This is a genomic window from Lysobacter sp. ISL-50 (genome assembly GCF_018612875.1).
Taxonomy (GTDB): domain Bacteria; phylum Pseudomonadota; class Gammaproteobacteria; order Xanthomonadales; family Xanthomonadaceae; genus Lysobacter.
The window spans coordinates 1-9281 of record NZ_JAGGRI010000063.1; the positions used below are offsets into that span (position 1 = coordinate 1).

The following is a 9281-nucleotide window of genomic DNA, read 5'->3' on the forward strand; positions in this document are numbered from 1 at the left end:
TTCGTACTCGCCACCGAAGTGGCCGAGCGAGCCGCACACTATACAGCAGTTTTCGTGAACGTCAACACCTGTCCGCGAAACTTCTTGCTGCTTCCCGACTCGTCTTCCGCTTCGTTTTCCGAAGCTTCCGTCTCACCGGGCCGCGCATCTTACAGCATGTTTCCGACTCGTCAACCACCTCGTCGTCACCGCCGTTTTCCGCGCTCCGCATCCGGTTAAACCGACCTGCGGGCCGCGCATCCTACAGCATGTTTCCGATGCGTCAACTACCCATCGAAACCGCTGTTTTCTGCGCCCCAACCACTCGATGAACAGGGCGGCGGGCCGCGCATCTTACAGCATCGTCTTCGACCGTCAACTCCTGCCGAATCCGCTGTCTTCCGCGCTCCCCATCGACCGATACAACCCGTCAGCGGGGCCGCGCATTATGCAGATGCGCATAGGGTTGGGGAAGGGGTCGCAGCGAGAAAAACGAAAAAATTTTCGGCTTGACGATCGCCCCGTGCTGGCCGATGGTCGCGCCATCCATCGCGCTATAAGGAATTACGCCATGCTCAAGCGGTTCGCGCTCTTGCTCACCTGTGCCGCGGCGCTCGCCGGCTGCGCTTCGGACTCGGCGGAAAGCTGGGTCGAGGTCCGCGGCCAGCGCTATCGGGTAGAGGTCGCCAAGACCGACGAAAGCCGCCAGCGCGGGCTGATGTTTCGCGATGAGATGGCGGCCGATCACGGCATGGTGTTCGTGCACGAGGCCGAAACGCCGCAGGCCTACTGGATGAAGAACACCCATATCCCGCTGGATGTCCTGTATTTCGACAGCAAGCGCAGGCTGGTCACGCAGCAGCGCGACGTGCCGCCGTGCTCGGCCGGCGACCGCTGCCCGCCCTATCCCAGCGACGCGCCGGCCAAATACGTGCTGGAGCTCAATGCCGGCCAGGCGGCCAAGCTGAAGCTGGAGAGCGGGGACGAAATGAAGTTCGGTCCCGGAATCGACTGACGGCGCCGGCGTGGGCCGGCCGAACCGTATCGCCCGCCGTTATCGCGCGGACGTCATGAGGTCGGAGCCGGCGGCTCAGACCTCCATCATCTCGAAATCGTCCTTGGTCACGCCGCAGTCCGGGCAGGTCCAGGTGTCGGGGATGTCCGCCCAGCGCGTGCCCGGGGCCAGGCCTTCTTCGGGCAGGCCCTTGGACTCATCGTAGATAAAGCCGCACACGACGCACATCCAGGTGCGGTAGGCGGTGGTCGCGGCGATCTCGGACATGGGCGGATAATGGTTGGCGTTGCGGGACGGGCATTGTCCCATCCCGCCCTCCCCGACGGAAGCTGACCCATGCATTCATCCTGGCCGCGGCGCGGCCTGTACGCGATCACGCCCGACGAACCCGACAGCGGGCGGCTCGCGGCCCGGGTCGCCACGGTCCTGGAGGCCGGCGCGGCCTGGCTGCAATACCGCAATAAGCAGGCCGATGCCGGCTTGCGGCGGCAGCAGGCCCTGGCGCTGTTGCCACTGTGCCGGGCGCGCGGCGTGCCGCTCATCGTCAACGACGACTGGCGCCTGGCCGCCGACATCGGCGCCGACGGCGCGCATCTGGGCGAAGACGACGGCGAACTGGCCGCCGCGCGCGCCGCCCTGGGCGATGCCGCGATCCTCGGCGCCTCGTGCTATGACGACATCGCGCTGGCGCGTTCCGCTGCCGCCCACGGCGCCAGCTACGTCGCCTTCGGCGCGTTCTTCACCTCGCCGACCAAGCCCAATGCGCGCCGCGCCTCGCCGCAACTGCTGCAACAAGCCGCGGCGCTGGGCTTGCCGCGAGTGGCGATCGGCGGCATCACCCCGGACAATGCGCGCGGCCTGGTGCTCGCCGGCGCCGACCTGCTCGCGGTGATCAGCGGCGTGTTCGACGCGCCCGATCCCGCCGCCGCGGCCGCCGCCTACCTTTCCTGTTTCGAAGAAGAATCCAATGAATAACCCACGCTCCCACGACCTGTTCACCCGCGCATCGCAACTGCTGCCCGGCGGCGTCAATTCGCCGGTACGCGCGTTCAAATCGGTCGGCGGCGAGCCCTTCTTCGCCGAGCGCGCGCAAGGCGCGCATCTGTTCGACGTCGACGGCAATCGCTACATCGACTACGTCGGCTCGTGGGGCCCGATGATCGCCGGCCACGCCCATCCGCAGGTGCTCGCCGCGGTCGAACGGACCATGCGCAACGGCCTGAGCTTCGGCGTGCCGAACCCGCTGGAAGTGACGATGGCCGAAGCCATCACCCGCATCGTGCCGAGCTGCGAGATGGTGCGCATGGTCAACTCCGGCACCGAAGCCACGCTGTCGGCGATCCGGGTGGCGCGCGGCGCGACCGGCCGCAGCCGCATCGTGAAATTCGAAGGCTGCTACCACGGCCACGGCGACAGCTTCCTGGTCAAGGCCGGCAGCGGCGCGCTGACCCTGGGCCTGCCGAATTCGCCCGGCGTGCCGGCGGCGCTGGCCGATCTCACCCTGACCCTGCCCTACAACGATTTCGACGCCGCCACGCGCTTGTTCGAAGAAGCCGGCGACGACATCGCCGGCCTGATCATCGAGCCCATCGTCGGTAACGCCAATTGCATCCTGCCCGAAGACGGTTATCTGCAGCATCTGCGCGAGCTGTGCACTCGGCACGGCGCGCTGCTGATCTTCGATGAAGTCATGACCGGTTTCCGGGTCGCGCTCGGCGGCGCGCAGCAGCGCTACGGCATCGTTCCGGACCTGAGCACCTTCGGCAAGATCATCGGCGGCGGCATGCCGGTCGGCGCTTACGGCGGCCGCCGCGATCTGATGAGCCAGGTCGCGCCGAGCGGCCCGATCTACCAGGCCGGCACGCTCAGCGGCAATCCGGTGGCGATGGCCGCGGGCCTGGCGACGCTGGAGCTGATCCAGGCGCCGGGCTTCCACGATGCGCTGGAACGCAGCACGCATGCGCTGTGCGACGGCCTGGAGGCGGCCGCGCGCGAGGCCGGCGTGGCGTTCCACACCACCCGCGCGCCGGGCATGTTCGGCCTGTATTTCCGCGAAGGACCGGTGCGCAGCTTCGCCGATGCAATGGGTTCGGATACCCAGCGCTTCAATCGCTTCTTCCACGGCATGCTGGAGCGCGGCGTGTATCTGGCGCCGTCGGCGTTCGAAGCCGGATTCGTCTCCAGCGCGCACGGCGAGGCCGAAATCGCCCAGACCATCGAAGCGGCGCGGGCGGCGTTCGCCGCGCTGTAAGCGAACCGGCTTCGCAAACGAAAAGGCCGACGCGATGCGTCGGCCTTTTCGTTACGGCAACCGCGATCAGAACGTGAACGTCGCGCTCAAGCCGATGTTGCGCCGCGCGCCGAACCAGCAATCGCCGCGGCCGCCGCAGTAGCTGAAATAACGCTTGTCGGTGAGGTTGGTGACATTGAGCGCCCAGCGCCATGCACCGACGTCGTAAGACACCATCGCATCGCCGAGAACGACCGACGGCGTGGTCGGGCTGGGCGGCTCGACGAAATCGCTGAAGTAGCGCACGCCCAGGCCGGCGGCGAAGCCGTCGCGGCCGCCGACGCTGAAACGCTGCTTGCCCCACACCGCGGCCTGATGGCGCGGCGCCGGAGTCAGCTGCTTGTCATTGTCGAGATAGTTGTAGTGCGCGGTGATCTCGAAGCTGGACGTCAGCTTGCCGGTGAGTTCGAGTTCCAGCCCGTTGACCTTGGTCTTGCCGACCTGCAGGTTGTTGTTCGGATTCGACGGATCGGCGACCAGGCGGTTTTCTTCGCGCAGTTCGTAGGTCGCGGCGGTGAAGCTCAGCTCGCGCCCGGCCGGTTCGAACTTGACGCCGGCTTCGACCTGCTCGCCCTTCTGCGGCGTGTAGCGTGCGCCGCTGATTGCGTTGGTGCCGGCCAACGGAGTGAAGGACTCGCTGTAGCTCACATACGGTGACCAGCCGGCCCAGTCGTGGAACATCACGCCCAGGCGCTTGGTGGTGGCGCTGGATTTTTCGTCGGCCGCGCCGACCTTGCCGCTCTTGGCCCGATCGTGGCGCAGGCCGGCGACGACGATCCAATGCTCGCCGATATGCATCTGATCCTGCAGATACAGGCCGATCTGACGCTGGCTGGTGTCGACCGCGGCGCCGAGCGGCGGCGGTGTGTACGGCAGGTAGACCGGATTGAACGCGTCGATCGGCGGCAGCGTGCCGCCGCGCTCGGGCGCGCCGTCGAAGCTTTGCGCCTCGCTCTGCTTGAAGCGCTGCGCATCCAGGCCGAGCAGCATCTGGTGCTTGACCGGACCGGTGCCGAAATGGCCTTCGACGTGCTGATCGATGTTCTGCATCCGCGCCTCGTTGTGGGCGAACCAGCCCTCGCGGTTGATCACGCGCTGCTGCGGATCGACGAAGGGATTGAGCGGATTGCTGAAGGGATCGGCGTAGACGGTGACGTAATCGACTTCGTTGCGCGAGGCGCGGAACGATTGGCGCAAGGTCCAGTTTTCGTTGAAGCGATGTTCGAACAACCAGCCGGCGCTGCGGTGGTCGGTGTCGTAGTGGTCGCCGGGATTACCGATGAAACGGCTGGCCGGAATACGCCCGTTCGGATTCGGCGAAATCAGCCCGCTCCACTGGAAGAACTGCGAGGTCGAACCGGTGCGGTCCTGCTGCCAGCGCAGCATGAAGGTCAACGAGGTGTCTTCGCTGGGACGCCAGGTCAGCGACGGCGCGATCAGGCGGCGGTCGTCGTTGACGTGATCGACCTGGGTGTCGCTGTCGCGGTACAGGGCGACGAGCCGATACAGCCAGGTGCCGTCGGCGGTCAGCGGGCCAGTGAAATCGGCGTTGATCTGGCGGCGGTCGAAGCTGCCGACCTGCACGCCGATCTCGCGCTGGGTCTGCGCCTGCGGGCGCTTGCTGACCAGGTTGATCACGCCGGCGGTGCTGCCCTGTCCGAACAGCATCGACGACGGTCCGCGCAGCACTTCGATGCGCTCGAGCATGTACGGATCGGTGCGGGTGGTGCTGGTGTAGTAGTTGTACGCGCTGCGCAGGCCGTCGAGGTATTCGGTGGGATCGCTGCCGCGGATCAGGGTCCAGTCGCCGCGAGAATCCAGGCCGTAGGCCTCCGAACGCACGCCGGCGGCGTAGTTGAGCGCGTCCTGGACGTTCTGCGCGCCCTGGTCGCGCATCTGCTCGCCGGTGACCACGGTGATCGCCTGCGGGGTTTCCCCGATCGGCGTGTCGGTCTTGGTCGCGGTGATCGCGTTGGCGGCCTTGTAGCCGCTGGCCTGGCCCTGGACGACGACGTGGTCGAGATTGGTGGCCTGCGGATCGGGCGCGTCGGCGACCTCCGCGGGGACGGCGGCCAGAGCGGGCGCGCTCAGGGAAAAGGCGATGGCCAGGGCCAAGGGCGCCGGAAGATGGCTGCGGGGCATGCGGGGGACTCCGAGGGCTGAAGCAAACGAGAATTATTATCGTTTGAATGAAATACCCACGTAAAGCCCTGTGAATGCGATCGGCCGCCAGGGCGCGCGGCGAAATACCGTCGCCGGGGCGATCAGGTCGGAAAACCGAACTTGAGCGCCCGATCAAAGCCGCGCGGCGATGCGCTCGGCCAGACGATCCAGGCTGGCGCGATCGCTGAGCGCGGGCAGGCCGTCGCGCTCACCGGCGATCCCGCCCGCGCGCGCCGGCCATCGGCCTCAGCGTCCGAGGAACTGCAGCAGCGCCGCGCGCAGGCGCGACAGGCCGTCGGCGATGTCGGCATCGCCGATGTTGAGCGCGGGCACGAAGCGCAGCACGTCCGGTCCGGCCTGCAGAACCAGCAGGCCGTGTTCGATGCAGCGGTCGAGGATCTCGCCGGCCTTGCCCGCATGCTCGGGCCGCAGTTGCGCGCCGATCATCAGGCCGCGGCCGCGGACTTCCGCGAACAGGCCCAGCTCGGCGTCCAGCGAGGCCAGGCCATCGCGAATCGCCAGCGCCTGGCGTTCGACATTGGCCGCGATCTGCGGCGAGCGCAGTTCGCGCAACGCAGCGCCGGCCACCGCTGCCGCCAGCGGATTGCCGCCGAAGGTGGTGCCGTGGGCGCCGAACTGCATCGCCTGCGCGGCCTTGCTCGCGACCAGCATCGCGCCGATCGGGAAACCGCTGCCCAGCGCCTTGGCCAAGGTCACCGCATCGGGCTTCACGCCGTAGCCGTGGCAGGCGAACAAGTGTCCGGTGCGGCCCATGCCGCATTGGATCTCGTCCAGGATCAGCAAGGCGTCGTGGCGATCGCACAACTCGCGCAGGCCGCGCAGGAAATCCTCCCGCGCCGGCGTCACCCCGCCCTCGCCCTGCACCGGCTCGACCAGCACCGCGCACACCGCGCCGTCGGCCATCGCCGCTTCGGCGGCGGCCAGATCGTTGAAATCGCTGTAGCGGAAACCCGGCGGCAGCGGCTCGAACCCTTCGTGGTACTTGGGCTGCGCGGTGGCGGTGACCGCGGCCAGGGTACGGCCGTGGAAGCTGCCGCGGAAACTCAGAATCACCCGGCGCTCGGGCTCGCGGCCCTGCGCGGTGGCCCACTTGCGCGCGAGCTTGATCGCCGCCTCGTTGGCCTCGGCGCCGGAGTTGCACAGGAACACGCGCTCGGCGAAACCCGAGGCTTCGACCAGTTGCTCGGCCAGATGCAGCGGCGGCTCGCTGATGAAGACGTTGCTGGTATGCCACAGCTTGCCGGCCTGCTCGGTCAGCGCCGCGACCAGCGCCGGATGCGCGTGGCCGAGCGCGTTGACGGCGATGCCGGCGCCGAAATCGACGTATTCGCGGCCGTCCAGATCCCAGATGCGCGAGCCTTTGCCGTGATCGAGCACGATCCGGCGCGGGCGGTAGACAGGCAGGTAGTAGCGCTCGGAGAGGGCGTACAGCGAGGCGGTATCCATGGGGGCGTCGATGCGGCGAGGGGAACGGAACGGCCATTGTCGCCGATCGCTGTGGCGCGTGCAGTGGCGAAGGCCGGGCAAGGCGGCTTGGGCACGGCCGGGCGACGGCGCGGGGCCGGGAACGCGACCGCCGCCATCCCTGTTGCGGCGGCAATGCGGGCATCATCAGCCGGCGCCCAGGCAACGGCGCGTGCGACCGCGCGTCCCGCTCGGGACCCGGTCCGCGAACGCCGTCCGATCGCTGCTCGAACGCCGATTCAACGTTACCTACGACGAGGGAAACGCCATGAGTTCACGCTGTCGCCGTATCGCTCCTCCGTTTACGATCGCCGCGCTGTCCGCCGCGCTGATGCTGGCGCTGAGCCCGGCGTTCGCCGCGCCGCCCAGGATCGTCATCACCGAAACCCAGGCCTTCGACGCCAGTTCCGTGCCCGCCTACGCCGGCGACTACGCCGACGTGTACGCGCAGTTGGACAAGCAGCGCGAAGCCGATGTCGCGCAACTGCAGCGCTGGGTGCGGCAGCCGTCGATCAGCGCGCAGAACAAGGGCATCGCGCAGATGGCCGAGCTGCTGCGCGATGATCTGTCCAAGCTGGGTTTCCGCGACACCGCGCTGGTGCCGACCTCCGGCCATCCGGGCGTCTACGGTTACTACGACGCCGGCGCCGCGCACACCCTCGTGGTCTACATGATGTACGACGTGCAGCCGATCGAGCCGACCGGCTGGAAGGTCAATGCCTTCGCCGGTTCGCTGGTCGATGAACCCAAGCTCGGCAAAGTGTTGATGGCGCGCGGCGCGACCAATCAAAAAGGGCCGCAGCGCGCGTTCCTCAACGCGCTCGACGCGGTGATCAAGACCCGCGGCAAGCCGCCGGTGAATCTGATCGTGCTGGCCGAAGGCGAAGAAGAACTCGGCTCGCCTCATTACCCCGAGGTCGTGGCCAAGTACCAGGAACAACTGCGCAAGGCCGACGGCGTGTTCTTTCCGATGAACACCCAGAACCGCGACGGGCAGGCGTCGATGTTCCTCGGCGTCAAGGGCATCTTGTACATGGAGCTGGAGGCCAAGGGCAATCCGGCCACCGGCGGCCCGCAGCGCAACGAGGTGCATGGCTCGCTCGCGGCCAAGCTCGACTCGCCGAGTTGGCGGCTGGTGCAGGCCTTGGCGACGTTGACCACGCCCGATGGCGAAATCGCGGTGCCCGGCTATCGCGACGCGATTCGCGCGCCCAATGCCGAGGAGCAGCGATTGTTCAACGGCATCGTGCGTGCCGCCGAGGGCGAGCAGGCCAAACAGCTCGAAGGCCTGGGCGCGGCGCGCTGGAAGAACGGCCGCAACGTTCGCGAGGCCGCGGCCGCGGAGTTGTTCGACACCACGCTCAACATCGACGGTCTGGTCGCGGGTTATACCGGCGAAGGCGTGAAGACGATCCTGCCGCATCGCGCGGTGGCGAAGGTCGATTCGCGGCTGGTGCCGAACCAGACGCCGGATCAGGCCTTGGCCTTGATCCGCAAACAGTTGGACGCGAAAGGGTTCCAGGACATCGAGATCCGCAAGCTGTCCGGTTATCCGCCGGCGCAGACGTCGGTCGATGCACCGCTGACCCGCGCTGCGCTGGGCGTCTATCGCAAATACGGACAGACGCCGCCGGTGGCGCCGCGTATCGGCGGCAGTGCGCCGTATTACGTATTCACGCAGACCTTGGGCTTGCCGATGATCGCCGGCGGACTCGGACACGGCAACGGGGCGCATGCGCCGAATGAGTACATGGTGATCGAGCCGGAGGCGGGGTCGAAGATCGCGGGGTTGGTGCAGGTGGAGCGGTTCTATGTGGACTTGCTGTATTCGTTGTCGGATGCGTTGAAGCAGTCGGGTAAGTAAGGCCGGTTCACGCGGCTGCTTCAGCGTGAAGCGGGCTTCGGCACGGCCGAGCATCCGCCGCAGCAATTGATGAAACTGCTCTGCACTTGCTCTGGCACTGCGCTTGCTCTGGCTTCGCGCTTGCTCTGGCTTCGCACTTGCTTGGGCTTGGGCTTCGCACTTGCTCTGGCCCGGCGCAGCTTGTTACTCGCGAGACCAGGGACACCCGAAGGGCGGCGCACATGGACGTGCGCCGGGTTCCACCTTGGGCAGGATGCCCAATGTGGAACCTGCCTGCATCGGCATCGCACTCGTGGCTCTTGATTCGAAACAGCCTAAAGCCCTTTCTTTGGTTACTTTCTTTGTGGCTTTGGACAAAGAAAGTGACCCGCCGCTCTATGGCGGAAGCGTTTAGCGTTTGATCTGCTTTTAGCGTTTGATCTTTGGTGGCGTGATCGCCAACGCCACCAAAGCCCTGGCGTCCCGCAAGATCAATAAGCGCGCCA

General features: G+C 67.0%; 8 protein-coding genes. 5 read left to right on the forward strand and 3 right to left on the reverse strand.

The annotated features are described in order from the left end of the window. Together J7J50_RS24030 and J7J50_RS24035 are read left to right on the forward strand one after the other, a co-directional pair. Positions 1–219, forward strand: a 219-nt coding sequence (locus J7J50_RS24030) for a hypothetical protein (RefSeq protein WP_215097594.1), incomplete at its 5' end; no start/stop codon positions are given. Positions 220–550: 331 nt separating this feature from the next. Beyond that, a complete protein-coding gene (locus J7J50_RS24035) occupies positions 551–994 on the forward strand; it encodes a DUF192 domain-containing protein (RefSeq protein ID WP_215061200.1) in 444 nt (147 codons plus the stop codon). Positions 995–1069: 75 nt separating this feature from the next. On the opposite strand, the gene J7J50_RS24040 is transcribed toward J7J50_RS24035, so the two are convergent. Further along, positions 1070–1261, reverse strand: coding sequence for a rubredoxin (locus tag J7J50_RS24040; protein WP_057945264.1), 192 nt, complete (start codon positions 1259–1261; stop codon positions 1070–1072). 69 nt (positions 1262–1330) lie between these two features. On the opposite strand from J7J50_RS24040, the gene thiE reads away from it, so the two are divergent. Then, the gene (gene thiE, locus J7J50_RS24045; RefSeq protein WP_215061198.1) at positions 1331–1969 is read left to right on the forward strand and encodes a thiamine phosphate synthase; all 639 of its coding nucleotides are present in this window, start codon (positions 1331–1333) and stop codon (positions 1967–1969) included. Then, positions 1962–3245 (forward strand): glutamate-1-semialdehyde 2,1-aminomutase, encoded by a 1284-nt coding sequence (gene hemL, locus J7J50_RS24050; RefSeq protein WP_215061196.1) that lies wholly within the window; start codon positions 1962–1964, stop codon positions 3243–3245. Before thiE ends, hemL begins: the two co-directional genes overlap by 8 nt. Before the next feature lie 66 nt (positions 3246–3311). On the opposite strand, the gene J7J50_RS24055 is transcribed toward hemL, so the two are convergent. Beyond that, a complete protein-coding gene (locus J7J50_RS24055; RefSeq protein ID WP_215061194.1) occupies positions 3312–5426 on the reverse strand; it encodes a TonB-dependent siderophore receptor in 2115 nt (704 codons plus the stop codon). A gap of 267 nt (positions 5427–5693) precedes the next feature. After that, positions 5694–6914 carry an acetylornithine/succinyldiaminopimelate transaminase gene (locus J7J50_RS24060; RefSeq protein ID WP_215061192.1) on the reverse strand — a complete coding sequence of 407 codons (1221 nt, stop codon included), beginning with the start codon at positions 6912–6914 and terminating at the stop codon, positions 5694–5696. Positions 6915–7200: 286 nt separating this feature from the next. Between J7J50_RS24060 and J7J50_RS24065 the strand changes: the two genes are divergently transcribed. Further along, a complete protein-coding gene (locus J7J50_RS24065) occupies positions 7201–8796 on the forward strand; it encodes a M20/M25/M40 family metallo-hydrolase (RefSeq protein ID WP_215061190.1) in 1596 nt (531 codons plus the stop codon). Positions 8797–9281 lie beyond the last annotated feature (485 nt).

What these genes read in the sequence shown, in the direction of transcription:
- J7J50_RS24035 (WP_215061200.1), top strand. Translation starts at nt 551, where the DNA reads ATGCTCAAGCGGTTCGCGCTCTTGCTCACCTGTGCCGCGGCGCTCGCC.
- J7J50_RS24040 (WP_057945264.1), bottom strand. Translation starts at nt 1,261, where the DNA reads ATGTCCGAGATCGCCGCGACCACCGCCTACCGCACCTGGATGTGCGTC.
- thiE (WP_215061198.1), top strand. Translation starts at nt 1,331, where the DNA reads ATGCATTCATCCTGGCCGCGGCGCGGCCTGTACGCGATCACGCCCGAC.
- hemL (WP_215061196.1), top strand. Translation starts at nt 1,962, where the DNA reads ATGAATAACCCACGCTCCCACGACCTGTTCACCCGCGCATCGCAACTG.
- J7J50_RS24055 (WP_215061194.1), bottom strand. Translation starts at nt 5,426, where the DNA reads ATGCCCCGCAGCCATCTTCCGGCGCCCTTGGCCCTGGCCATCGCCTTT.
- J7J50_RS24060 (WP_215061192.1), bottom strand. Translation starts at nt 6,914, where the DNA reads ATGGATACCGCCTCGCTGTACGCCCTCTCCGAGCGCTACTACCTGCCT.
- J7J50_RS24065 (WP_215061190.1), top strand. Translation starts at nt 7,201, where the DNA reads ATGAGTTCACGCTGTCGCCGTATCGCTCCTCCGTTTACGATCGCCGCG.